Source organism: Streptomyces sp. NPDC030245 (genome assembly GCF_055572995.1).
In genome coordinates, this window is the sequence record NZ_JBVICF010000007.1 from 356,961 (window position 1) to 380,310 (window position 23,350).

Sequence of the window (23,350 nt, forward strand, 5' to 3'; positions counted from 1 at the left end):
GCGACGGCGCAGGAGACGGCGCCTTCGGCCCCTTCGGCGCGGGACGCGTCCCCCTCGGCGCGGGAGGCGACGCCCTCGGAGCGGAACGGGTCTCCCTCGGCGCGGGAGGCGACGCCCTCGGAGCGGAACGGGTCTCCCTCGGCGCAGGAGGCGGCCTCTTCAGCTCCCTCGGCGCAGGTGACCCTCCCGTCCCCCTCCCCCGAGCCGACCCCGCCCCCCAAGACCCCCAAGACCTCGATCCCCACCCCCAGCCCGACGGTGGACGACCTGGTAGCAGCGGCCTTCGACAACGTAACGGTGCCGCAGCAGTCCCCGGCCCGAGAGCCGAAGCCCGAGCGGAAGGCCGATCCCACTCCTGAGCCGGCCCCCGAGCCGAAGGCTGAGACGCCCCTGGTGGACGCCCCCGAGCCGGAGGTTGAGACGCCCCTGGTGGATGCCCCCGAGCCGGAGGCTCAGGCAACCCCCAAGGCTGACCGTGAGCCGGAGGCTGAGACGGCCCCCGAGGCCGAGGCCGGGCCGAAGACGGCCCCCGCCCCCGCGGCGGACGAGCCCAAGGCCGCCACGGCCGAGGCCGACACCGATACCGCTGTGGGCAATCGTCCCGCTGGGCGGGACGGGTGGGCACAGCCCCCGGTGCCGAGTGCCGATGAAGAGGGCGCCCCTGAGGCCGACCCCGAGCCGGAGGCTCAGGACACCCCGGTGGCCGACCCCGAGCCGGAGGCTGAGGTCACCCCCGAGACCGCCCCCGAGCCGAAGGCTCAGCCCACCCCGGACGCGGGCGGCACGCACACCCCGGCCAACGGAAAGCCCGCCGTCTCCGCGGCAAAGGTGAGGTCCAAAGCCCCGGGGCTGGCCCCGGCCTACAAGGCAGCCGCCGCCGCCCTCAAAAAGAACAACCTCACAGGAACCCGAGCCCAGGTCTACCTGGTCCTCGACCGCTCCGGCTCCATGCGCCCGTACTACAAGGACGGCTCAGCCCAGAGCCTCGGCGAACAGACCCTCGCCCTCGCCGCCCACACGGACCCCGAGGCCACCGTCCACGTCGTCTTCTTCTCCACGGACATCGACGGCACCGGCACCCTCACGCTCCCCGAGCACGAGAACCGCATCGACGAGATGCACGCCGCCGCGGGCCACATGGGCCGCACCAGCTACCACCGCGCGATCGAAGAGGTCGTGGCGCACTACGAGAAGTCGGACCACAAGGGCGAGCCGGCCCTGGTCGTCTTCCAGACGGACGGCCCCCCGGACACGAAGGGCGTGGCGACGCAGGCGCTGGCGGACGCTGCCGCCCACCCCCTCTTCTTCCAGTTCGTGGCGTTCGGCGAGCACGACGCGAAGGGCTTCGACTACCTCCGCAAGCTGAAGGCGGAGAACGCGGCGTTCTTCCACGCGGGCCCGACCCCGCGCGAGCTCACGGACAAGGAGCTGTACGAGGGCCTGCTGGCGTCCTGGCGCCCCTAACCCGACGCACACCACTCCAGGGGGCGAACCGAAAGCCCCGGCCGCACCGGAAGCCTCCGGTCCACCCCCTGGAATCAAGGTGAGTGGATCTTCACAGGGCCGTTAGGATTTCGACCATGGCGGCCACTGGATCCGAGAAGCAGGGGACGAGCGCAGACGCGAAGGCGTTCTACGTGACGACCCCCATTTACTACGTCAACGACGCTCCTCACCTGGGCCACGCCTACACGACCGTTGCAGGGGACGTGCTCACGCGCTGGCACCGTCAGCGCGGCGAGAAGGTGTGGTACCTCACCGGCACGGACGAGCACGGTCAGAAGATCATGCGCACGGCCGAGGCGAACGACGTCACCCCCCAGGAGTGGTGCGACAAGCTCGTCACCGAGGCCTGGAAGCCCCTCTGGGAACACCTGAACATCGCGAACGACGATTTCATCCGCACCACGGAGAAGCGTCACACGGACCGCGTGCAGGAGTTCGTCCAGGATCTCTACGACAAGGGCGAGATCTACAAGGGCGGCTATGAGGGCCCGTACTGCGTGGGCTGCGAGGAGTACAAGCTCCCCGGCGACCTCATCGAGGCCGAGGACGGCACGAAGCTGTGCCCGATCCACAAGAAGCCGGTGGAGCTCCTCAAGGAGGAGAACTACTTCTTCAAGCTGAGCGAGTACGGCGACAAGCTCCTCGCCCTGTACGAGGCGAATCCCGGTTTCATCCAGCCGGAGTCGGCCCGCAACGAGGTCGTGAACTTCGTCAAGCAGGGCCTCCAGGACCTCTCCATCTCCCGGTCGACGTTCGACTGGGGCGTCAAGGTCCCCTGGGACGACAAGCACGTCATCTACGTCTGGGTCGACGCCCTCCTGAACTACGCGACGGCGGTGGGCTACGGCGCGAACGAGGAGAAGTTCACCTCCACCTTCCCCGCGAACGTGCACCTCGTCGGCAAGGACATCCTCCGCTTCCACGCGGTGATCTGGCCCGCGATGCTGCTGGCGCAGGGCCTGCCCGTGCCCGGCAAGGTCGCGGCCAACGGCTGGCTGATGGTCGGCGGCGAGAAGATGTCGAAGTCGAACCTGACCGGCATCAAGCCCCAGGACCTCACGTCCCACTTCGGCGTGGACGCGTACCGCTGGTACTTCCTGCGCGCGATCGCGTTCGGCAGCGACGGCTCGTTCTCGTGGGAGGACTTCACGGCCCGCTACACGAGCGAGCTGGCGAACGACTACGGAAACCTCGCGTCCCGTGTCGCGGCGATGGTCGGCAAGTACTTCGGCGGCGAGCTGCCCGAGGCGACGGCGTCCGGTGACGCCGAGCAGGCGGTCCAGGACGGCCTCGCCAAGGCCGTCGCGACCGCCGACCGCGCGATCGGCGAGGAGCTGGACTTCCAGGGCGGCATCCTGGCGATCTTCGACTTCGTGAAGCAGGTCAACGGCTACATCACGGAGCAGGAGCCGTGGAAGGTCGCGAAGGACGACTCCGAGGCGGGCAAGGCGCGCCTGGCGACGATCCTCTACACGGCGGCGGAGTCGCTGCGCGCCGTGGCGGTCCTCCTCAACCCGATCATGCCGGAGACCTCCCAGAAGCTCTGGGACTCCCTCGGCGCGGAGCCCCTCCTCGGCGCCCTCGCCGACCAGGACGTCCGCGCGGCCGCCACGTGGGGCACGCTCCCCGCGGGTGCGACGGTCACGAAGGGCGCGGTGCTCTTCCCCCGCCTGGAGGAGAAGCCGACCGCGTAGCGGTACGCAACGCTCTGCCGGGAGGTCCCGGTGCCGCCCCCTTATTCACAGGGGCGGCACCGGGACTTCCCCGCATCAGCGGACGGACGTACGTCAGGCTCCGTCGCCGTCGAACAGCGCAGCCGCGTCGGTCACCTCGTAGGACCGGTCGAGCCACACCGCGAGACGGTCCAGGTCACCACAGGACCGCACCCGCTCCCGCTCCGTCTCGGAAAGCTCGATGCCGCGCCAGTCGAGCGTGCGCAGGATGACCCGCCCCCGCTCCTCGGCTCGCGCCTCGTCGCGGCCCTCTTCCCGCACCTTCTCGGCGACCTCGTGGCGGAAGAAGTAGTTGGTCGTCGTCATCAGGTCCCTCCAGATTTTCTGTGCCTGGGTAACGACCTACGCCGCACTTAGTTCGCACCAGACGTGCTTGCCGGGCTCCGTCTCCCCCGGGCACCAGCCCCAGCCGTCGGCACAGGCCCGCACGAGGTCGAGGCCGCGCCCCTGCTCGTCGCCTGCGCCGGCGGTGCGCGGGGGCGGGGCGGGCGGCGTGGGGTCGGCGTCCCAGGCCCCCACGCGGAGGACTCCGTCGGAGTAGCGGACGTGGAGGGCGGCGGGACCCTTGGTGTGCCGCACGGCGTTGGACACGAGTTCCGTGGCCAACAGCTCAGCCATGTCGGAGAGTTGCGGCAGGCAGTGCATCGTCAGGATGAGCCGGAGTGCGCGGCGACAGATCGTGACGGCGCGGAGGTCGTGGGGGATGTACAGGCTGTACTCCCAGGGTTCGCTTTCACTTCCGGGCATGCGAGAACTCCTGTTGTCAGGGAGGAGAGTTACCGGGCGCGGCGGGTTCTGGGCGGTGGCAGTGGCACCCTCGCCACGGCATGACGGGGTGGTGCGCTTCCGGGCTCCCGGTTCTCGCAGCGTGTGCGACGCGTCACTGACGGTAGAGCACAAATTTTTCCTCGCGCAAGCCGATGCCGTAATCTGGCCCCCGAACGAGGCACGAGGGCAGAGCAGTTGAGAGCAGGGGGTGAACGTGGCGCCACGAAGTCAGCCCACCGCCCGACAGATACGCCTGGGTGCTGAGCTGCGCAGACTGCGAGAGGCCTCCGGGTTGAAGGGGCGCGAAGTGGCGGCACTGCTCAGCTCCACCTCCGCGCAGATCAGCCAGGTGGAGGCCGGCCTGGCGGGTGTGAGTGAGGAGCGTGTGCGACGACTCGCGGCCCACTACGCGTGTACCGATGAGCCATACATCGATGCCCTGGTCGCCATGGCCACCGACCGCACGCAGGGCTGGTGGGAGGAGTTCAAGGGAGTCCTTCCGCCACCGTTCCTGGACACCGCCGAGCTGGAACACCACGCGACCTTCCTGCGTGAGGTCGTGATCGCCTACGTCCCGGGGCTCTTCCAACTCCCGGACTATGCCCGCGCGGTCTACTCGTACGTGATGCCAGGCATACCGGACAGCGAGCTGGAGCCACGGCTGGAACACCGCATGAAGCGGCGAACGGTCCTTGAGGGAGACCACCCCACCCCGTACGAGGCGATCGTTCACGAGGCAGCTTTGCGCATTCGTGTAGCGGGCCGCCGGGTCGCTCGCGCCCAACTAGAGGCGATCCTGCACCAGACGGAGCACAACCACGTCAGTGTGCGGGTCATTCCGTTCGACCAGGACAACTTTGCCGGTGCCGGAGCCACGATGATGTATCTCGGAGGACCAGTAGCCAGACTGGACACCGGGCTCAGGGATTCCCCGACCGGCACCGCGGTCATCAACGCCGAACCCCATCTCGTCCGGCTTCGAACCTTGCTCAGCCAAGTGGAGAAGTCATCGCTCGCCCCCTCACAATCGCGGGACTTCATCCACCACATGCTCAAGGAACTGTGAGGCGCCCGCATGAACCAGGTCCACTGGCAGAAGTCGTCTTTCTCCGGCGGCGGCGACGGGGACACCTGCATAGAACTGGCAAGCGCCGACGCCCACATCCGCCTCCGCGAAAGCGAAGACCCCGCCACGGAACTGATCACCGCCCCGGAAACCCTCGCGGGACTCCTGCGCGTCCTCCGGGCCGGGAGCCCTCTCAGCCAACGGCCATAGCCCCAGGGAAGGGGAACGCTTCCTCCGCACTCGAAAGAGTGATCCCCTTCCCGAGTGGGGGAACTCCGCCCTTGATCCGCCTAGCTTCCTCACATGGTCACATCGCAACACGAGGCCTCGCACAGGATCTTCCAGGAGCGCCCCGAGCTCCTGACGCCGGTCTTCCGGCTCCTGGGCGTGGCGCTCCCCGAGAATCCGACCGTCGAGGTGATCACGCCGGACGTCACCGAGACCCGGCCCATCGAGCGCCGCGTCGACACCCTGCTGCGAATCAGCGCGCCGAATGGCCGCGCATTCCTGCTGGTCGTAGAGGCCCAGCAGCGCAAGGACCGGGAGAAGGCGGTGAGCTGGGGGTACTACCTGACGTATCTCTACTCGAAGTACCACATCCCCGCCCTGCTCCTGGTCGTCTGCCAGGACAAAGCCACCTCGACCTGGGCGCTCGGCCCCTTCCGGATCGGGGTGGAGGGATGGACCGCCCTGAGCGTGCACCCACTGGTCCTCGGCCCCGACAACGTACCGCTGATCATCGATCCCGAAGAGGCCGCCCAGAACCTGCCCTTCGCCGCTTTGTCCGCGTTTACGCATGCGCGTGGCCCGGAACACAAGGCCATACTGGAGGCACTGGTCACCGCCCTGGGATCAACCGGCGACGGCAAGACGTTCGATTACTACTGGCAGATGCTGGACGCAGGCCTGGGCGACACTCCGGCCCGAGCCGCCTGGAAGGACTTGGTGAAGATGGCTGCGGATATCTACTTCCCCGGACAGGGCACCCTCGCCGAGGAATTGTTCCTCGAAGGCGAAGCCAAGGGTGAGGTCAAGGGCGAAGCCAAGGGTGAAGCCAAAGCGATCCTCCGCGTACTGGAGCTGCGCGACGTCCCCATCTCCGACACCGCCCGCGAACGAGTCAAGAGCTGTACCGACCTCCCCACCCTCGACCGCTGGCTCACCCTCGCCGTCACAGCAACCGACGCAGACGACCTGTTCAGCGACACGGAGCACCCTCAGGGACAGGGCGAGTAAGCCCGGACGGACGACCGCGTACGGGGCCGGGCCGGGGCCTCATACCCCGTACGTACCCACCAACCGCGCCAACTGCCGCCCCACCACCCGCAACGGCTCCTCACTCCGGGCGACCTGCGCCGTCACCTCCGCGCCCTCCAGCGCGCCGATCACCGTCGTCGCCACCTCGCGCGCGTCCCGCGCCGAGAACCCCGCCCCGAGCAGCCGCTCCTCGACGATCCCCTCCCAGCCGCGCAGCGCCTCCGCGCAGACCCGCTGGATCTCCGAGTCCGTGCCGAGCGTCTCCAGGGCCGCCGCCGTGACGGGGCAGCCGTCGATCCAGCCCGACTCCCGCAGACCCACGGCCAGTTCGCCCGCGCAGCGCTCGATCGCGGCGCCCGGGTCGGCGCCGTCGTCGGCCAGTGCCGTCCGCAGCACCTGCGCGAACTCCTCGGCGCTGTAGGTGATCGCGGCCACCGCGACGGCCTCCTTCCCGCCGGGGAAGAAGTGGTAGACGGAGCCGAGCGTCGCCTCCGCCTCCTTGGCGATCTGCTTGATCCCGGTGCCCACATACCCCTGCCGCTGAATGAGGCGGGCGGCGACGACGACGATCCGGTCGCGGGTGCCGAGGGCCGGGGCTGGGGCTGAGCTCTTCTGGGCCATGCCTCCACTCTACCCATTCACTAAGTAGAGCGTTCGTTCTAGAGCTGTGCTACGTTCTCCCCACGCCGCTAGATAGAGCGATCGTTTTAGTCACTCAGCGCAACCACACCAGGAGTCACGTATGTCTTCCGCACCCCAGAACACCGCCTCCGTCACCGTCATCGGCCTCGGCCCCATGGGTCAGGCCATGGCCGCCGCCTACCTCGACCGCGGCTACGACGTCACCCTCTGGAACCGCACCCGGTCCCGCGCCGAGGCCCTCGTGGAGCGCGGGGCGACCTTCGCCGACAGTGCCGAGAAAGCCCTGCTCGCCAACGAGTTGGTAATCCTCAGCCTCACCGACTTCGATGCGATGTACGCGATCCTGGAGCCCGCCAAGGCGGCCCTCGCCGGCCGCACCCTCGTGAACCTCAGCTCGGACACCCCGGAGAAGGCGCGCGCCGGCGCCCGCTGGGTGACCGATCTCGGCGGGACGCACCTGACCGGCGGCGTCCTCGTCCCGCCGCCCCTCATCGGCACCGCCGACGCGTCGACGTTCTACAGCGGTCCCCGCGAGGCGTACGACAAACACCGCGCCGCCCTGGAAGTCATCACCGGCACAACCGACTATCGAGGCGAGGATCAGGGGCTCGCGGCGCTCATGTACCAGCTGAACATGGTCATTTTCTGGCCATCAATGATCGCCTACTGGCAGGCCGTCGCCCTGGCCGGCGCCCACGGCATCACCGCCGCCGAAATCGCCCCCTACGCCGCCGAGAACTTCGCGGGCATGGGGCACTTCATCGACTTCTACGCACCCCGCATCGACGCGGGCAACCACACCGGTGACGTCGACCGCGCCTCCATGGGCCTGGCCAGCATGGAACACGTCGTCCACACCGCCGCCGACGCGGGCGTGGACACCGCGTTCCCGGCCGCCGTGCACGACATCTTCCGCAGGGTCGTGGAGGCGGGGTACGGGGCGGACAGTTTCTCGCGGGCCGTGGAGCTCATGGCGAAGAAGGCGTGAGGGAGGCGGCCATCAGCCACCGCCCCTAACAAACCGCAGTTCAGGGGCGGTTCGGCTGCTGGTTTCGGCCCGGTGCGACTGCCCACTCAAACGAGGGGTATGTCTCACGGTGAGCTAAGTCATGCGGAGAGGAGGCTTAAATTGACGCCGCCTTCACACCTGCCTACGTAAGCTTCACGACATGGCCACGACTCCCTCCCCCGACCGCCGGCGCACCGCCGACGAGGTCAATGAGGACATCCGTGCGCTGTGGCTGCGCGCGGGCGGACGCCTCCGTCCCGACGAACGCGCGCTGTACGAACAGCTCGTGACGGAGTGGGCCGAAGCAGAGGCCAACTCCTCCCCGACCCACGCCGCCTGAGCCCCGCAGGGGCTTCCAGGGGCGCGGGGAACTGCGCGCCCAGCCACAAAGCGCCCGCACCCGAAGAAGAAGCAAAAGGCCCCGGAACCAAAGGTTCCGGGGCCGATTACGTGTCCGCTACTGCGCCGCAGGCTTCGGCGCCACAGGCTTCCGCAGCGAGATGTTGAGCTCCCGCAGCCGGGACTCATCCAGCTCCGTCGGCGCCCCCATCATCAAGTCCTGCGCGTTCCCGTTCAGCGGGAAGGCGATCGTCTCGCGGATGTTCGGCTCGTCGGCGAGGAGCATCACGATGCGGTCGACGCCCGGGGCGATGCCGCCGTGCGGCGGGGCGCCGAGGCGGAACGCGCGCAGCATGCCGGCGAACTCGTGCTCCACGGTCTCCGCGTCGTAACCCGCGATCTCGAAGGCCTTGAGCATGACCTCGGGCTCGTGGTTCCGGATGGCGCCGGAGGACAGCTCGATGCCGTTGCAGACGATGTCGTACTGCCAGGCGAGGATGTCGAGCGGGTCCTTCTCCTCCAGGTCCTTCATGCCGCCCTGCGGCATCGAGAAGGGGTTGTGGGAGAAGTCGATCTTGCCGGTCTCCTCGTCCTTCTCGTACATCGGGAAGTCGACGATCCAGCAGAAGCGGAAGACGCCCTCCTCGAAGTGGCCCGCACGCTTCGCGGCCTCGACGCGCACCGCCGACATGATCTTCGAGACCTCGTCGAACTCGCCCGCGCCGAAGAAGACGGCGTGGCCGGCCTCCAGGCCGAGGCGCTTCGTCAGCTCCGCCACGTTCTCCTCGGTGAGGAACTTGGCGATCGGGCCCGTCAGCGAGCCGTCCTCGGCGACGCGCACCCAGGCCAGGCCCTTGGCGCCCTGCTCGACCGCGTAGTCACCGAGGCCGTCGAAGAACTTGCGGGACTGCGAGGCGGTGTCCGGCACCGGCAGGGCGCGCACGTGCTTGCCCGCGAAGGCCTTGAACTCCGAGCCCTCGAAGATGTCCGTGATGTCGACGAGCTCCAGCTTCGCGCGCAGGTCCGGCTTGTCGTTGCCGTACTTCAGCATCGACTCGCGGAACGGGATGCGCGGGAAGGGAGAGGTGACCTCGCGGCCGCCGCCGAACTCCGTGAACAGCTCCGTCATCAGCTTCTCGATGGGCTGGAAGACGTCTTCCTGCTCCACGAAGCTCATCTCGACGTCGAGCTGGTAGAACTCGCCCGGCGAGCGGTCCGCGCGCGCGTCCTCGTCGCGGAAGCAGGGCGCGATCTGGAAGTAGCGGTCGAAGCCCGAGATCATAAGCAGCTGCTTGAACTGCTGCGGGGCCTGGGGCAGCGCGTAGAACTTGCCGGGGTTCAGGCGGGAGGGGACCACGAAGTCGCGCGCGCCCTCGGGGGAGGTCGCGGTGAGGATCGGCGTCGCCATCTCGTTGAAACCGAGGGCCACCATCTTGGAGCGGATGGAGGCGATCACGGCCGACCGCAGCATGATGTTGCGGTGCATGCGCTCGCGGCGCAGGTCCAGGAAGCGGTACTCCAGGCGCCGCTCCTCGTTCACGCCGTCCTCGGCGTTGATCGTGAAGGGGAGCGGGCCCGCGGCGCCGAGCACCTCGACCTCGGCGGCCTCGATCTCGATCTCGCCGGTGGGCAGCTCCGGGTTCACGTTGTCGGCGCCGCGCGAGACGACCTTGCCGTCGACGCGGACGACGGTCTCCTTGGAGAGCTTGTCGAGCGTCTCGGCGGCGGGCGTGCCCGGACGGGCCACCAGCTGCGTGATGCCGTAGTGATCGCGGAGATCGATGAAGAGAATGCCGCCCAGGTCTCGGCGATTGTGCAGCCAGCCGCTCAGCCGGACGTCGGTGCCGACGTCAGAGGCGCGGAGCTCGCCGCAGGTGTGGGACCTGTACCGATGCATCGTCGTTCATCCAGTCTTCGCGAATAGGGGAGAGAGCAGACCCCCACAAGGCTACCGTCCGGTCGACGATCGGTTTGGCGGATATCGCCGTGGGCCACCCGCCCGGGGTCCGGCGCCACCGGGTTCGGTGGCGCCGGGCCTGTACATCTTCCTAAAGTAGGTCAATGCGCACCGACGATCCCCTGCCGCAGGTGGGGGACGACTCCCTGCCACCCGTACGGGACGTCCTGGCCGCCATCGCGACCGGGCTGTGGCGCTGGGACAACGCGTCCGGGACCGTCACGCTCGACGCCGAGGCGGCCCGGCTCCTCGGCCTGCCCGAACGCGCCCAGACCCTCTCCGAGGCGGCCGTGCGCTCCCGCTTCCACCCCGTCGACTGGAACGAGATCTACGGAACCGTCCAGCTCGCCGTCGCCGAGGGCACCCTCGCCGAGGCCCGCCTGCGGATCATGGACGAGACGGGGCGCCGGGTCCTGCGCACCGTGCGCAGCCGCTCCAAGCCCGTCATGCACGGGGCGACCGAGGCGTACGAACTGGTCGGGACGTTGCAGGAGGTGACGGAGCCCGCGCCCGGGACCGCCGCCCGCACCCCGGTCACCGGCGACTGGCGCCGCTCCCGCGAGGCGTTCCTGCTGGACGCGGGGCGGGCGCTCGCCGAGGCGCGTTCCACGGAGGAGGTGCTGCGGGTCGCCGGCGGGCTCTCCATGCCTGGGTTCTCCCCGGACGGGCTCGCGGTCTTCGGGGTGGAGGGCGAGCGGCTGACGATCATCGGGCACCACGGGCACCAGCCCGGCGACGACGGGCCCTTCTCCGCGATGCCGCTGGACACCGACTACCCGGCCGCCGAGGTGGTCCGCACCGGCCGCGCCGTCTACCTCTCCACCCCGGAGGACTACCGCAGGCGCTATCCCGCCTCCTGGCAGCTGGCCAGCCGCTTCGAGCGGCAGTCCTGGGCGTTCCTGCCGCTGACCGTCGCGGGCCGCACGATGGGCGCGTGGATGGCGGCGTTCACGTATCCGGTGTCGTTCACGCCCGACGAGCGCTCCGTCCTGACGACGGTGGCGCGGATGCTGGCGCAGGCCCTGTCGCGGGCCGGCGTCGCGGAGTCCGAGCGGGAGCTCACGGAGGGGTTGCAGCGTTCGATGCTGCCGATGCTCGGCCCGCAGATCCCGGGGATGAGCGTGGCCGCCCGCTATGTGCCGACCGGCGGCGGCCTCCAGGTGGGCGGCGACTGGTACGACATGATTCCGCTGCCCAGCGGCCGTATCGCCTTCGTCATCGGCGACGTGCAGGGACACGACGTGCGCGCGGCGGGCCTGATGGGCCAGCTGCGGATCGCCCTGCGGGCGTACGCGTCGGAGGGGCACCGCCCGGACGCCGTCCTCTCGCGCGCGACGCGCTTCCTGTCGGGGATCACCGAGTCCATCACCTACGGGTCGAGCGGCACGGGCGCCGACGGGGCGACGGAGTACGACCCGCGCTTCGCGACCTGCCTGTACGTGGAGGCCGACCCGGCGACCGGCGTCCTGGAGATGGCCCGCGCCGGGCACCCCGAGCCCGCGATACGCATGGGTGACGGAACGGTTCTGCTGCGTCCCACCGCGGGTGGCCTGCCGCTCGGCATCGACCCGGACGCCGACTATCCGACGACCCGGCTCGTCCTCGAACCCGGCGAGACCATGCTGATCTGCACCGACGGCCTCATCGAGACCGGCGGCCACGACCTGGACAGCGGCTGGACACGGATCAGGACGACCCTGGAGGAGTACGACGGCGACGGCGACTCCGAGGGTCTCGAACAGCTGGCCGACTCGCTCGTGCAGACCGTGCACGGGCCCTCCTCGCACTACACGACGGGGCCGCTCGCCGACCGCCGCGAGGACGACATAGCGATACTCCTCCTCAGCCGCACGAGCCGGCCCGAGCAGCGCACGGACGCCCGCCGCACGGTCCTGACCATCGCCCAGGCCGAACCGGAGCGCATCGCCGGGGCGCGCAGGCACCTGCGGGACCTGCTGCACGACTGGGCGGACGACGACCAGGTCGACTCGGCGGTCCTGATGGTCTCCGAGATGCTCACCAACGTCCTCGTGCACACGGACGGCGACGCCCTGATGGTCGCCGAGGTCACCGGCGAGCCGGGCGCGCGCAGGCTGCGGGCCGAGGTCGCGGACGGCAGCGACGACCTGCCGCACAAGCGGCAGCCGGGGGAGCTCGCCTCTTCGGGGCGCGGCCTCGTCCTGATGGAGCTGCTCGCCGGGGCGTGGGGGGTGGATCCTCGGGGGGACGGGAAGAGCATTTGGTTCGAGCTGTATGAGGATGCGGGGGCCTCCGGCGGTGGGGCGGAGGGGGTGTGATGGTGCGGTGCCGGTGCCGGTGCCGGTGCGGGTCGTGGGAAGTCTCGCGCAGTTCCCCGCGCCCCTGGACTGCGCCGTCGTCGGCCGCCGCGCCGCTGTGGTTGCTCGCGCAGTTCCCCGCGCCCCTGACGGGGCGCGCCTGACGGGGTGCTACGTCGTACTGGTGGTGTAGGTGCCTCGTAGCTCCGAGAGGATTCCGAAGGCCGCCGCTGTTAGAGGCACCGCCAAGAGCATGCCCAGGATTCCCGCCACCGAGGCTCCCGCCGTGATCGCCAGCATCACCACCGCCGGGTGCATCTGCACCGTGCGGCTCTGGATCATCGGCTGGAGGATGTGGCCTTCGAGCACCTGCACCGCCAGGACCACGCCGAGCGCCCACAGGGCGATCACGAAACCCCGGTCGGCGAGCGCGACCAGGATGGCGACGGCGCCGGAGAGGAACGCCCCGAGGTAGGGGATGTAGGCGCCGACGAAGACGAGCGCGCCGAGGCCCCAGGCGCCGGGGACGCCGAGGATCAGCAGGCCGACGGTGATGCAGATGGCGTCGATGAACGCGATGATCGTCGTGCCGCGCATGAAGCCCTCGATGGCCTCGAAGGCGCGGCGGGCCATCGCCTCGATGATGCCCGCGGTGTTGCCGGGAGCGAGGGAGCGCAGCGTGCTCATCGCGCGGTCGGAGTCCCGCAGGAAGAAGAAGACGAGCAGCAGGGCGAGGACGGCCATCGCCATCATCTCGCCGACGGTGCTGATGCCGCTGATCACTCCGGACGCGGCGGTCCCGCCGAACTTCCCGAAGAGCTCCTTGGCGTTGGACGCCATGTCGTCGAGCGAGGTGCCCGCCGCCCCGAAGTACTTGGAGAGGTCGGTCGCGGCCTGCTTGAGCGAGGCGATGATCTGGTCGCCGCTGTCGAGCAGCGCCTTGACGACGATGTAGGCGGCCCCGCCGACGACGGCGACGACGGCCGCGCAGGTCAGTCCGGCGGCGAGCGACCGCTGCACCTTCATCCTCAGCAGCCGCCGGTGGAGCGGGCCGAGCAGGGCGGTGCCGAGGAGCGCGAGGAGCACCGGGGTCACCGCCGTCTTGAAGGTGACACAGAGCCAGATCCCCACGGCGGCCACGCCGGTGACGAGGAGGACGACGACGCACCAGGCGGCGGTGCGGCGCGCGGGCTCGGGCAGGAGGGTGCTCACCCCTCCTACCCGAACACGGGGCCGTGCCCCGCGCACGTTATGTACGGCTACATGCCGTGCACGGCGGGGACCGTGCCGAGCCGGCCCTTCTGGAAGTCCTCGAAGGCCTGCTGAAGCTCGGCCTGACTGTTCATCACGAACGGGCCGTAGTGGGCCATGGGCTCCCGGATGGGCTGCCCGCCGAGCAGCACGATCTCCAGGTCGGGGGCGTGCGCGTCCTGCCGCTCGTCCGCGCGGACGGTCAGCGAGGACCCGGCGCCGAAGACCGCGGTCTGGCCCATGTGGACGGGCCGCCGCTCGGTGCCGACGGTGCCGCGCCCGGCGAGGACGTACGCGAGTCCGTTGAAGCCCTCGCGCCAGGGCAGGGTGACCTCGGCGCCGGGCCGCACGGTCGCGTGGATCATGGTGATCGGCGTGTGCGTGATGCCGGGGCCCTCGTGCCCGTCGAGCTCACCGGCGATGACGCGGAGCAGCGCGCCGCCGTCGGGCGTGGAGAGCAGCTGGACCTGGCCGCCGCGGATGTCCTGGTAGCGCGGGTCCATCATCTTGTCCTTGGCGGGCAGGTTCACCCACAGCTGGAGGCCGTGGAAGAGGCCGCCGGACATGACGAGCTCCTCGGGCGGCGCCTCGATGTGCAGGAGGCCGCTGCCGGCCGTCATCCACTGGGTGTCGCCGTTGCGGATGGTGCCGCCGCCACCGTTGGAGTCCTGGTGCACAAACGTTCCGTCGATCAGGTACGTGACCGTCTCGAAGCCGCGGTGCGGGTGCCAGGGGGTGCCCTTCGGCTCGCCCGCCTCGTACTCCACCTCGCCCATCTGGTCCATCATGATGAACGGGTCGAGGTACTTGTAGTTGATCCCCGCGAAGGCCCGGCGCACCGGGAACCCTTCGCCCTCGAAGCCGGTCGGCGCCGTGGTCACGGCGAGCACGGGGCGCGGCGTCGCGCCGGTCGGCGCCACCACTCGGGGCAGGGTCAGCGGGTTCTCGACAGTCACTGCAGGCATGGTCGGTACCTCCTCGTTCACTCACTTTAGTTGAACGTAGAACTTTCTGCCACCTGGAACGAGCGAAGCCCGGAGGGAATTCCCTCCGGGCTCCAGGGGTGGCTTGAAGCGATCTACGGCCTACGAGTGGCGCCCCAAAGGGGCGCGGGGAACTGCGCGACCGGCCACGACGGCCCCGCGCCCGAAAATCGACGGGTCCACGAGGCCGAAGGCCGAGCAGCAGGAGATGCCGGCGGCCCAGGGGCCAGGTCAGCCGTACATACGGCGCATCGCGAAGTCGACCATCTGCTCCACGGCCTTCGCGTCGAAGACCATGCGGTGCTCGCCCTCCATGTCCAGGACGAAGCCGTACCCGGTCGGGAGCAGGTCGATGACCTCCGCGCCGGTGATGACGAAGTACTTGGAGTCCTTCCCCGCGTACCTGCGCAGCTCCTTGAGGGAGGTGAACATCGGGATCACGGGCTGCTGCGTGTTGTGCAGGGCGAGGAAGCCGGGGTTGTCGCCGCGCGGGCAGTAGACCTTCGACGTGGCGAAGATCTGCTGGAAGTCCTCGGCGGACATCGACCCCGTCGTGAAGGCCCGCACGGCGTCCGCGAGGGACGGCGGGGAGGGCTCGGGGTAGAGCGGAGGCTGCTGGCCGTAGCCACCGCCGGGCATGCCCTGCATCTGCTGCGGCGGCGGCTGCGCGCCCGGCGGGGCGTACTGCTGCTGGGCGCCGGGATTCTGGTCGTAGCCGTACATGCGCGTAAGCGTACTGAGTCACGGACATCACAGATGGCCGCTCAGGGGTTGCGCCTTATTACCGGCGGGTAGCATCATCGTAGCTACTTGCTGGTATTCATCCACTTTCCTGCTTACGGAGCCTTCGCCATGGGCCACTACAAGTCGAATCTCCGCGACATCGAGTTCAACCTCTTCGAGGTGCTCGGCCGCGACAAGCTGTACGGCACCGGCCCGTTCGCGGAGATGGACGTCGACACCGCCAAGAGCATCCTCGACGAGCTCCGCCGCCTCGCGGAGAACGAGCTGGCCGAGTCCTTCGAGGACGCCGACCGCAACCCGCCGGTCTTCGACCCGGCGACCAACACCGCCCCGGTGCCCGCCTCGTTCAAGAAGAGCTACCAGGCCTTCATGGACTCCGAGTACTGGCGCCTCGGCCTGCCCGAGGAGATCGGCGGCACGACCTCCCCGCGCTCCCTGATCTGGGCGTACGCGGAGCTCCTGCTCGGCTCGAACCCGGCCGTATGGATGTACTCGTCCGGCCCCGCGTTCGCGGGCATCCTGCACGCCGAGGGCAACGAGGCGCAGAAGAAGATCGCGCAGATCGCCGTCGAGAAGCAGTGGGGCTCGACGATGGTCCTGACCGAGCCGGACGCCGGTTCGGACGTGGGCGCGGGCCGCACCAAGGCCGTGCAGCAGGAGGACGGCTCCTGGCACATCGAGGGCGTGAAGCGCTTCATCACGTCCGGCGAGCACGACATGTCGGAGAACATCCTCCACTACGTCCTCGCCCGCCCCGAGGGCGCGGGCCCCGGCACCAAGGGCCTCTCCCTCTTCCTCGTACCGAAGTACGAGTTCGACTGGGAGACCGGCGAGCTGGGCGAGCGCAACGGCGTCTACGCCACGAACGTCGAGCACAAGATGGGCCTCAAGGCCTCCAACACCTGCGAGATGACCTTCGGCGACCAGCACCCCGCCAAGGGCTGGCTGATCGGCGACAAGCACGACGGCATCCGCCAGATGTTCATGATCATCGAGTTCGCCCGCATGATGGTCGGCACGAAGGCCATCGCGACGCTCTCGACGGGCTACCTGAACGCCCTGGAGTACGCCAAGGAGCGCGTGCAGGGCCCGGACCTGGCCCAGTTCATGGACAAGACCGCGCCGAAGGTGACGATCACTCACCACCCGGACGTGCGCCGCTCCCTGATGACGCAGAAGGCGTACGCGGAGGGCATGCGCGCCCTGGTCCTGCACACCGCGGCCGTCCAGGACGAGATCCAGGTCAAGGAGGCGGCGGGCGAGGACGCGTCGGCGCTGATCGCCCTGAACGACCTGCTCCTGCCCATCGTGAAGGGCTACGGCTCCGAGAAGTCGTACGAACTCCTCGCGCAGTCGCTCCAGACGTTCGGCGGCTCCGGGTACCTCCAGGAGTACCCGATCGAGCAGTACATCCGGGACGCCAAGATCGACACCCTCTACGAGGGCACGACCGCGATCCAGGGCCAGGACTACTTCTTCCGGAAGATCGTCCGCAACCAGGGCGCCGCGCTGAACGGCCTCGCCGAGGAGATCAAGAAGTTCCTCGCGGTCGGCACGGGCGGCGAGACCCTGGCCGGTGCCCGCGAGGAGCTGGCCAAGGCCGCCGTCGAGCTGGAGGCCATCGTCGGCGTCATGCTGACCGACCTCGCGGCCACGGAGCAGGACGTCAAGTCCATCTACAAGGTGGGCCTCAACACGACCCGCCTCCTGATGGCCTCGGGCGACGTCGTCGTCGGCTACCTGCTGCTGCGCGGTGCCGCGGTCGCCGCCGAGAAGCTGGAGACGGCCTCCGCGAAGGACAAGGCCTTCTACGAGGGCAAGATCGCCGCCGCCAAGTTCTTCGCCGCGAACGTCCTGCCGGGCGTCGCCACCGAGCGGAAGCTCGCCGAGGGCGTGGAGCTGGACCTGATGGAGCTGGACGAGGCGGCGTTCTAGTCCGGACGCCCCCGACGAACCACGAGGGCCCCCTGACGCACCACGAGGGCCCCTGCCGCACCACAAGGGGCTCCGACACCACTACAACGGGCTCTGAGACCACCACGAGGGGCCCTGGCACCACCACGACGGCCCGCCCCGCACCGGGGCGGGCCGTCGCGCGTCGGCCACCCGGGGTCGGGACCCGCACCACCGGTTGAAAGCGGTGGCTAGGCTGGCTGGCATGCGCACACCCTCCGGGCCCTTCGACCGTGGCCACACCGAAGACCTCATGACCTTCCTCGCGGCGAGCCCCACGCCGTACCACGCCGTGGCGAGCGCCGCCGAGCGGCTGGAGAAGGCCGGTTTCCGGCAGGTCGAGGAGACCGAAGCCTGGGACGGCACAAGCGGCGGAAAGTACGTCCTGCGGGGCGGCGCCATCGTCGCCTGGTACGTGCCGGAGAACGCCGCCGCGCACACCCCCTTCCGCATCGTCGGCGCCCACACCGACTCCCCCAACCTGCGTGTGAAGCCGCAGCCCGACGCCGGCGCCCACGGCTGGCGCCAGGTCGCCGTCGAGATCTACGGCGGCCCGCTCCTCAACTCCTGGCTCGACCGGGACCTCGGCCTCGCCGGACGCCTCTCCCTGCGCGACGGCACCACCCGGCTCGTGAACATCGACCGGCCGCTGCTGCGCGTGCCCCAACTCGCCATCCACATGGACCGGTCGGTGCACACCGAGGGCCTCAAGCTCGACAAGCAGAAGCACATGCAGCCCATCTGGGGGCTCGGCGACGACGTCCACGAGGGCGACCTGATCCGCTTCCTGGAGGACGAGACCGGGCTCGGCGAGGGCGACGTCACCGGCTGGGACCTCATGACGTACGCCGTCGAGGCGCCCGCCTTCCTCGGCCGCGACCGCGAACTGCTCGCGGGCCCCCGCATGGACAACCTCCTGTCCGTGCACTCCGCGACGGCCGCCCTCACCGCCGTCGCCGGCCAGGAAGAGCTGCCGTACATCCCCGTCCTCGCCGCCTTCGACCACGAGGAGAACGGCTCGCAGTCCGACACCGGCGCCGACGGCCCGCTGCTCGGCAGCGTCCTGGAGCGGTCCGTGTTCGCACGCGGCGGTTCGTACGAGGACCGGGCGCGGGCCTTCGCCGGAACCGTCTGCCTCTCCTCCGACACCGGCCACGCCGTGCACCCCAACTACGCCGAGCGGCACGACCCGACGCACCACCCGCGCGCCAACGGCGGCCCGATCCTCAAGGTGAACGTCAACAACCGCTACGCCACGGACGGTTCGGGACGCGCGGTGTTCGCCGCCGCCTGCGAGAAGGCGGGCGTCCCCTTCCAGTCGTTCGTCTCCAACAACGCGATGCCGTGCGGCACCACCATCGGCCCGATCACCGCCGCCCGGCACGGCATCAAGACCGTCGACATCGGCGTCGCGATCCTGTCCATGCACAGCGTGCGCGAACTGTGCGGCGCCGACGACCCGCACATGCTGGCCAACGCGTTGGTGGCGTTCCTGGAGGGCTGAGCTCCGAATGTCTGTGTGGCTGCGAGGGTCCCGGGTACACGGTGACTTCGTAGCCACTACAGCAGGGAGGCGGTCCTCATGGGCCTGGGCGGATGCATCATCCTCATCGCCGCGGGTGCCATCCTCACGTTCGCGACCGACTGGGAGATGGAGGGGGTCAACCTCACCGTCGCCGGAGTCATCATGATGGCCGTGGGACTCATCGGTGTCGCCGTCTTCACCAGCATCGCCCGACGCAGGAGGGCAGTGGTCCCGCCGGCCACACAGACAACGGTCGTCGACCCGGACGGCCAGCCGCGCGGCTACTGACCGAGCCCGGGGACCGCGGCGAAGCCGCGGTTTCGGGGGCGCGGCGGGGACCGCGGTTACAAGGGTCGCGGCGGAGCCGCGCTCTTAGGGGCGCGGGGAACTGCGCGACCAGCCACAACGCACCTGCGGCCGCAGAGACCATCCCAGCCCCCGGGACGGTGGGCGCACCCGGAACTCAGGGACGAGGCGGCACCGCCTGCCCCAGCAGGCGATCCTTGAGCGCCGGAAACTGCTCCCGCGTAGCCCAGACCTTCCCGGGGTCGAGGTCGACGGTGAGGACCTCCTCACCACCCCCCGCCTCGGCGAGCACCTCACCCCACGGGTCCACGACAACACTGTGCCCCGCCTGCGGAACCCCCGCATGCGCCCCACCGGTCCCGCACGCCAGGACGTACACCTGGTCCTCGACCGCCCGCGCCCGCGCGAACAGCAGCCAGTGCTCCCGCCGCCGCTCCGGCCACCCCGCGGGCACCACGAACATCTCGGCGCCCGCGTCGACGAGCCCCCGGAACAGCTCGGGAAAGCGCAGGTCATAGCAGGTCGCGAGGCCAAACGTCGCGTCCGGCGTGCGGAACGTCGTCAACTCGGAGCCGGCCGCCATCATGACGGCCTCGCCCTTGTCGAAGCCGAAGCGGTGGATCTTCCGGTAGGCGGCGACGAGTTCACCGGCAGGGGAGAAGACGAGCGAGGTGTTGTAGAGGGGTCCCTCAGGGTCCCGCTCGGGGATCGACCCCGCGTGCAGCCACACGCCCGCGTCGCTCGCCGCCTTCGACATGGCCTCGTACGTCGGGCCTTCCAGCGGCTCGGCCTCGCTCGCGAAGGACTCGTACGCGAAGGCGCCCGTGGTCCACAGTTCGGGGAGAACGACCAGATCCGAGCCATCCCGGCCGCTCACCTCGCGTACCAGCGAAGCGACGCGCGACCGGCGGGTCTTGACCGGTTCGTCCTCGTCTACGGCGATCTGGATGAGGGAGGCGCGCACACTACCACCGTCCTGGCATTCGAGCCGTCAACGCGGGCCTACGATCGTCACACGAAAGCACTGCCGGGGTGCCTGAAGGCAGCGTAACTTAACGTCTCAGACACCCACCGCCCGCGTACAACCGCAAGGGGTCCCGTGAGTCTCCATCCCAGCCTGCAGAACTACGCCGATGCCTGGACGCATTCCGTGGAAGCGATATCCGAGCTGGTGTCGCCCCTCGCCGAGGGGGAGTGGAACTGGGCCACCCCCTGCCCCGGCTGGTCGGTGCGCGACATCGTCTCCCACGTCATCGGCCTCGACTGCGAGATGCTGGGCGATCCGCGCCCGATCCACACCCTGCCCCGGGACCTGTACCACGTGCAGACCGAGAACCAGCGGTACATGGAGATGCAGGTCGACGTGCGGCGCCACCACACCGCGCCGGAGATGACCTCCGAGCTGGAGTACACGATCATCCGCCGCACGCGGCAGCTGCGGAACGAGTCGCGGGACCCGAGCACCAAGATCCGCGGCCCGCTCGGCTCGGAGCAGACCCTCGAAATGGCCATGCGGCTGCGGGCGTTCGACGTGTGGGTGCACGAGCAGGACCTCCGTACGACGCTGCGCAAGCCCGGCAACCTCGACTCCCCGGGGGCGTACGTCGCCCGTGACCTGCTCCTCCAGGGCCTCCCGAAGGTCGTCGCCGCGAAGGCGGGCGCCCCCGCGAGCTCGGCGGTCGTGTTCGACGTGAGCGGCCCCGTCGAGTTCCTGCGCACGGTCCGCCTCGACGCCGACGGCAAGGGCACCGTCGACGGCGCCCCCTCGCTGGGCCCGCTCGCCACCTTCGCCCTCGACTGGGAGACGTACTTCAGGCTCGCGTGCGGCCGCGTGACGTACGCGGCGGTCGCGGACCGCGTCAAGATCGAGGGCGACCACGAACTGGCCGAGGCGGTCCTGCGCAACTTCGCGGTGACACCGTGACACCGTGACACCGTGACGCACAGGGCTCACACCGGCACGTGCACCGCCTCGACCCGGCTGGAGACCAGCCGCTCCCGCTCCCTGCGCACCGCCCGCGACTTGAGCCGCAGGATCTGGCAGAGCCCCACCGCTTCGAGCACGAACACCGCGGAGAACGCGATCCGGTAGTTGTCGCCGGTCGCGTCGAGCAGCACGCCGATGGCGAGCAGCGTCGTCATGGAGGCGACGAAGCCGCCCATGTTGGTGATGCCGGATGCCGTGCCCTGCCGCTCCGGCGGGTTGGCGGGCCGCGCGAAGTCGAAGCCGATCATGGAGGCGGGGCCGCAGGCGCCGAGGACCGTGCACAACACGATCAGCAGCCACATCGGCGCGTGGTCCCCGGGGTAGGCCAGCGTGGCCGCCCAGGCCGCGGCCGTCGACCCGATGGTGCCGAGCGCCAGCGGGAGGCGCGCGGCGTGGTGCCGGGCCACGATCTGGCCGTAGACGAGGCCGATGGCCATGTTGGACAGCACGACGAGCGTGAGCAGTTCACCGGCCGCCGCCCGGGACAGGCCCTGCGCCTCGACGAGGAAGGGCAGGCCCCACAGCAGCAGGAACACCATCGCGGGGAACTGCGTGGTGAAGTGCACCCACAGGCCGAGCCGGGTGCCGGGCTCCCGCCAGGACAGGGCGATCTGCTCGCGCACGAAGGCCGCGCCGGTGTGCGTGACCGGCTCCGGCTCGTGGCCCTCGGGGTGGTCCTTCAGGAACAGCGACATGAGGACGAGGACGACGACACCGCAGAGCGCGCTGCCGGCGAAGGCGGCGGTCCAGCCGACGGAGTGAAGGAGCCGGGCCAGGACGAGGGTCGAGACGAGGTTGCCCGCCATGCCGACGAGGCCCGCGAGCTGGGCGACCAGCGGGCCGCGCCGGGCCGGGAACCAGCGCGTGCCGAGCCGCAGGACGCTGATGAAGGTCAGCGCGTCACCGCAGCCGAGCAGGGCGCGGGACGCGAGCGCCATCGCGTACGAGGGGGAGAACGCGAAGCCGAGCTGGCCGACCGTGAAGAGGACCACGCCGATGGTCAGCACCTTCTTGGTGCCGAGCCGGTCGACCATCAGGCCGACGGGTATCTGCATGCCCGCGTAGACGAGCAGCTGGAGTATGGAGAAGGTCGACAGCGCGGACGCGTTGACGTGGAAGCGGTCCGCCGCGTCGAGCCCGGCGACGCCGAGCGAGGTGCGGAAGATGACGGCGACGAAGTAGACGGCGACGCCGATGGACCAGACGAGGACGGCCTTCCTGCCGCCGAGGGGGGCCCGCCCAGCTCCTGCGGAGCTCGCGGAAGGGTCGCCGGGAAGGGGCTCGGGGGCGGCGGCGGAGCTCATCGGACCTCGCCCCGCGCCAGGTTCTGGAACCAGCCGACGTGCCGGGTGACCACGGCGACCGCCGCCTCCGCGTCGCCGCGGCGCAGCGCGTCGAGGATCTCCTCGTGCTCGGCGAGGGTCTTCGCGATCCGGTCGGGGTGCGAGTGCATCACGGCGACGCCCATCCGCAGCTGCCGGTCCCGCAGCTGGTCGTAGAGGCGCGACAGGATGTCGTTGCCGCCGCTGCGGACGATCTCCGCGTGGAAGCACCGGTCGGTGACGGCTGCCTCGGCGAGCTCTCCGGCGGCGGCCTGTGCGCGCTGCCGGGCCAGGAGCTCCTCCAGGCGGGCGATCAGACCCGCGGGGGCGGGCACCGCCTTGCGCACCGAGTGCGTCTCGACGAGCAGCCGCGTCTCGACGACGTCCGCGATCTCCTGGGCGGAGACGGGCAGGACGAGGGCGCCCTTCTTCGGGTAGAGCCGCAGCAGCCCCTCCACCTCCAGCTTCAGGAGCGCCTCGCGCACCGGGGTGCGGGAGACCCCGACGGCCTCGGCGAGCTCGCCCTCGGTGAGGAGCGTGCCGCCCTCGTAACGGCGTTCGAGGACGGCCTGCTTGACGTGCGTGTAGACCCGCTCGGCGGCGGGCGGGGGCTTGATGGGGGTGACGGAGGTCAGAGGGGTGATCGCGGCGGCTGGCATGCGCACAGCATAGATACAACAGGTATACGCCGGAATCCCCCGTCCATATGGCGGGCACCCGTCCCGG

At 69.9% G+C, this 23,350-nt stretch carries 22 protein-coding genes; 12 read left to right on the plus strand and 10 right to left on the minus strand.

Going from position 1 to position 23,350, the window contains the following annotated elements; all coding sequences use genetic code 11:
- The first annotated feature begins 177 nt into the window (after positions 1–177).
- Entirely contained in the window at positions 178–1,464 is a 1,287-nt protein-coding gene (locus ACZ4Z4_RS21240) for a VWA domain-containing protein (protein ID WP_468329235.1), read from the plus strand.
- A 116-nt stretch (positions 1,465–1,580) separates the two neighbouring features.
- Positions 1,581–3,200, plus strand: a complete 1,620-nt coding sequence (gene metG / locus ACZ4Z4_RS21245; RefSeq protein WP_468329238.1) for a methionine--tRNA ligase — start codon at positions 1,581–1,583, stop codon at positions 3,198–3,200.
- Positions 3,201–3,293: 93 nt separating this feature from the next.
- Here metG and ACZ4Z4_RS21250 read toward each other — a convergent pair whose 3' ends face one another.
- Both ACZ4Z4_RS21250 and ACZ4Z4_RS21255 read right to left on the minus strand, forming a co-directional pair.
- Positions 3,294–3,545: a hypothetical protein gene (locus tag ACZ4Z4_RS21250; protein WP_468329241.1), complete on the minus strand. Its 252-nt coding sequence runs from the start codon at positions 3,543–3,545 to the stop codon at positions 3,294–3,296.
- A 36-nt stretch (positions 3,546–3,581) separates the two neighbouring features.
- Complete coding sequence (locus tag ACZ4Z4_RS21255; RefSeq protein WP_468329244.1) at positions 3,582–3,986, minus strand: ATP-binding protein; 405 nt, start codon at positions 3,984–3,986, stop codon at positions 3,582–3,584.
- Between the two features lie 235 nt (positions 3,987–4,221).
- Between ACZ4Z4_RS21255 and ACZ4Z4_RS21260 the strand changes: the two genes are divergently transcribed.
- From ACZ4Z4_RS21260 to ACZ4Z4_RS21270, 3 genes are all read left to right on the plus strand, one after another.
- On the plus strand, positions 4,222–5,073 hold the full coding sequence (locus ACZ4Z4_RS21260; protein WP_468329247.1) for a helix-turn-helix domain-containing protein: 852 nt from the start codon (positions 4,222–4,224) through the stop codon (positions 5,071–5,073).
- A 9-nt stretch (positions 5,074–5,082) separates the two neighbouring features.
- Positions 5,083–5,283: a DUF397 domain-containing protein gene (locus tag ACZ4Z4_RS21265; protein ID WP_468329250.1), complete on the plus strand. Its 201-nt coding sequence runs from the start codon at positions 5,083–5,085 to the stop codon at positions 5,281–5,283.
- Positions 5,284–5,376: 93 nt separating this feature from the next.
- Positions 5,377–6,309, plus strand: coding sequence for a hypothetical protein (locus ACZ4Z4_RS21270; protein ID WP_468329253.1), 933 nt, complete (start codon positions 5,377–5,379; stop codon positions 6,307–6,309).
- A gap of 39 nt (positions 6,310–6,348) precedes the next feature.
- On the opposite strand, the gene ACZ4Z4_RS21275 is transcribed toward ACZ4Z4_RS21270, so the two are convergent.
- A complete protein-coding gene (locus ACZ4Z4_RS21275; RefSeq protein WP_468329256.1) occupies positions 6,349–6,951 on the minus strand; it encodes a TetR/AcrR family transcriptional regulator in 603 nt (200 codons plus the stop codon).
- Between the two features lie 121 nt (positions 6,952–7,072).
- Here ACZ4Z4_RS21275 and ACZ4Z4_RS21280 point away from each other — a divergent pair, with 121 nt between their 5' ends.
- Both ACZ4Z4_RS21280 and ACZ4Z4_RS21285 read left to right on the plus strand, forming a co-directional pair.
- Positions 7,073–7,960 carry an NAD(P)-dependent oxidoreductase gene (locus ACZ4Z4_RS21280; RefSeq protein ID WP_468329258.1) on the plus strand — a complete coding sequence of 296 codons (888 nt, stop codon included), beginning with the start codon at positions 7,073–7,075 and terminating at the stop codon, positions 7,958–7,960.
- Positions 7,961–8,141: 181 nt separating this feature from the next.
- Entirely contained in the window at positions 8,142–8,321 is a 180-nt protein-coding gene (locus ACZ4Z4_RS21285; protein WP_362988102.1) for a hypothetical protein, read from the plus strand.
- A 117-nt stretch (positions 8,322–8,438) separates the two neighbouring features.
- Here ACZ4Z4_RS21285 and aspS read toward each other — a convergent pair whose 3' ends face one another.
- Positions 8,439–10,217 carry an aspartate--tRNA ligase gene (aspS, locus tag ACZ4Z4_RS21290; protein ID WP_468329262.1) on the minus strand — a complete coding sequence of 593 codons (1,779 nt, stop codon included), beginning with the start codon at positions 10,215–10,217 and terminating at the stop codon, positions 8,439–8,441.
- Between the two features lie 164 nt (positions 10,218–10,381).
- Here aspS and ACZ4Z4_RS21295 point away from each other — a divergent pair, with 164 nt between their 5' ends.
- Positions 10,382–12,574, plus strand: a complete 2,193-nt coding sequence (locus ACZ4Z4_RS21295; protein WP_468329265.1) for an ATP-binding SpoIIE family protein phosphatase — start codon at positions 10,382–10,384, stop codon at positions 12,572–12,574.
- 150 nt (positions 12,575–12,724) lie between these two features.
- On the opposite strand, the gene ACZ4Z4_RS21300 is transcribed toward ACZ4Z4_RS21295, so the two are convergent.
- From ACZ4Z4_RS21300 to ACZ4Z4_RS21310, 3 genes are all read right to left on the minus strand, one after another.
- The gene (locus ACZ4Z4_RS21300; RefSeq protein WP_468329268.1) at positions 12,725–13,765 is read right to left on the minus strand and encodes an AI-2E family transporter; all 1,041 of its coding nucleotides are present in this window, start codon (positions 13,763–13,765) and stop codon (positions 12,725–12,727) included.
- 47 nt (positions 13,766–13,812) lie between these two features.
- Complete coding sequence (locus ACZ4Z4_RS21305) at positions 13,813–14,769, minus strand: pirin family protein (RefSeq protein WP_468329271.1); 957 nt, start codon at positions 14,767–14,769, stop codon at positions 13,813–13,815.
- Between the two features lie 249 nt (positions 14,770–15,018).
- Complete coding sequence (locus tag ACZ4Z4_RS21310) at positions 15,019–15,510, minus strand: SseB family protein (RefSeq protein WP_127913024.1); 492 nt, start codon at positions 15,508–15,510, stop codon at positions 15,019–15,021.
- A gap of 129 nt (positions 15,511–15,639) precedes the next feature.
- On the opposite strand from ACZ4Z4_RS21310, the gene ACZ4Z4_RS21315 reads away from it, so the two are divergent.
- From ACZ4Z4_RS21315 to ACZ4Z4_RS21325, 3 genes are all read left to right on the plus strand, one after another.
- Positions 15,640–17,466 carry an acyl-CoA dehydrogenase gene (locus ACZ4Z4_RS21315; RefSeq protein WP_468329461.1) on the plus strand — a complete coding sequence of 609 codons (1,827 nt, stop codon included), beginning with the start codon at positions 15,640–15,642 and terminating at the stop codon, positions 17,464–17,466.
- Between the two features lie 223 nt (positions 17,467–17,689).
- Complete coding sequence (locus ACZ4Z4_RS21320; protein WP_468329273.1) at positions 17,690–18,988, plus strand: M18 family aminopeptidase; 1,299 nt, start codon at positions 17,690–17,692, stop codon at positions 18,986–18,988.
- A 78-nt stretch (positions 18,989–19,066) separates the two neighbouring features.
- On the plus strand, positions 19,067–19,297 hold the full coding sequence (locus ACZ4Z4_RS21325) for a DUF6458 family protein (protein WP_362988113.1): 231 nt from the start codon (positions 19,067–19,069) through the stop codon (positions 19,295–19,297).
- Between the two features lie 175 nt (positions 19,298–19,472).
- Here ACZ4Z4_RS21325 and ACZ4Z4_RS21330 read toward each other — a convergent pair whose 3' ends face one another.
- Positions 19,473–20,279, minus strand: a complete 807-nt coding sequence (locus ACZ4Z4_RS21330; protein WP_468329276.1) for a carbon-nitrogen family hydrolase — start codon at positions 20,277–20,279, stop codon at positions 19,473–19,475.
- 135 nt (positions 20,280–20,414) lie between these two features.
- Between ACZ4Z4_RS21330 and ACZ4Z4_RS21335 the strand changes: the two genes are divergently transcribed.
- Positions 20,415–21,239, plus strand: a complete 825-nt coding sequence (locus ACZ4Z4_RS21335) for a maleylpyruvate isomerase family mycothiol-dependent enzyme (RefSeq protein WP_468329279.1) — start codon at positions 20,415–20,417, stop codon at positions 21,237–21,239.
- Positions 21,240–21,265: 26 nt separating this feature from the next.
- Here ACZ4Z4_RS21335 and ACZ4Z4_RS21340 read toward each other — a convergent pair whose 3' ends face one another.
- The gene (locus ACZ4Z4_RS21340) at positions 21,266–22,606 is read right to left on the minus strand and encodes an MFS transporter (RefSeq protein WP_468329282.1); all 1,341 of its coding nucleotides are present in this window, start codon (positions 22,604–22,606) and stop codon (positions 21,266–21,268) included.
- Positions 22,603–23,283: a GntR family transcriptional regulator gene (locus tag ACZ4Z4_RS21345; protein WP_468329285.1), complete on the minus strand. Its 681-nt coding sequence runs from the start codon at positions 23,281–23,283 to the stop codon at positions 22,603–22,605. The genes ACZ4Z4_RS21340 and ACZ4Z4_RS21345 overlap by 4 nt, the downstream gene beginning before the upstream one ends.
- Positions 23,284–23,350 lie beyond the last annotated feature (67 nt).

Coding starts and splice junctions, on each gene's coding strand:
- ACZ4Z4_RS21275 (WP_468329256.1), bottom strand. CDS start 6,951: ATGGCCCAGAAGAGCTCAGCCCCAGCCCCGGCCCTCGGCACCCGCGAC.
- ACZ4Z4_RS21320 (WP_468329273.1), top strand. CDS start 17,690: ATGCGCACACCCTCCGGGCCCTTCGACCGTGGCCACACCGAAGACCTC.
- ACZ4Z4_RS21255 (WP_468329244.1), bottom strand. CDS start 3,986: ATGCCCGGAAGTGAAAGCGAACCCTGGGAGTACAGCCTGTACATCCCC.
- ACZ4Z4_RS21250 (WP_468329241.1), bottom strand. CDS start 3,545: ATGACGACGACCAACTACTTCTTCCGCCACGAGGTCGCCGAGAAGGTG.
- ACZ4Z4_RS21295 (WP_468329265.1), top strand. CDS start 10,382: ATGCGCACCGACGATCCCCTGCCGCAGGTGGGGGACGACTCCCTGCCA.
- ACZ4Z4_RS21285 (WP_362988102.1), top strand. CDS start 8,142: ATGGCCACGACTCCCTCCCCCGACCGCCGGCGCACCGCCGACGAGGTC.
- ACZ4Z4_RS21265 (WP_468329250.1), top strand. CDS start 5,083: ATGAACCAGGTCCACTGGCAGAAGTCGTCTTTCTCCGGCGGCGGCGAC.
- ACZ4Z4_RS21305 (WP_468329271.1), bottom strand. CDS start 14,769: ATGCCTGCAGTGACTGTCGAGAACCCGCTGACCCTGCCCCGAGTGGTG.
- ACZ4Z4_RS21315 (WP_468329461.1), top strand. CDS start 15,640: ATGGGCCACTACAAGTCGAATCTCCGCGACATCGAGTTCAACCTCTTC.
- ACZ4Z4_RS21310 (WP_127913024.1), bottom strand. CDS start 15,510: ATGTACGGCTACGACCAGAATCCCGGCGCCCAGCAGCAGTACGCCCCG.
- ACZ4Z4_RS21270 (WP_468329253.1), top strand. CDS start 5,377: ATGGTCACATCGCAACACGAGGCCTCGCACAGGATCTTCCAGGAGCGC.
- ACZ4Z4_RS21280 (WP_468329258.1), top strand. CDS start 7,073: ATGTCTTCCGCACCCCAGAACACCGCCTCCGTCACCGTCATCGGCCTC.
- ACZ4Z4_RS21325 (WP_362988113.1), top strand. CDS start 19,067: ATGGGCCTGGGCGGATGCATCATCCTCATCGCCGCGGGTGCCATCCTC.
- aspS (WP_468329262.1), bottom strand. CDS start 10,217: ATGCATCGGTACAGGTCCCACACCTGCGGCGAGCTCCGCGCCTCTGAC.
- ACZ4Z4_RS21345 (WP_468329285.1), bottom strand. CDS start 23,283: ATGCCAGCCGCCGCGATCACCCCTCTGACCTCCGTCACCCCCATCAAG.
- metG (WP_468329238.1), top strand. CDS start 1,581: ATGGCGGCCACTGGATCCGAGAAGCAGGGGACGAGCGCAGACGCGAAG.
- ACZ4Z4_RS21340 (WP_468329282.1), bottom strand. CDS start 22,606: ATGAGCTCCGCCGCCGCCCCCGAGCCCCTTCCCGGCGACCCTTCCGCG.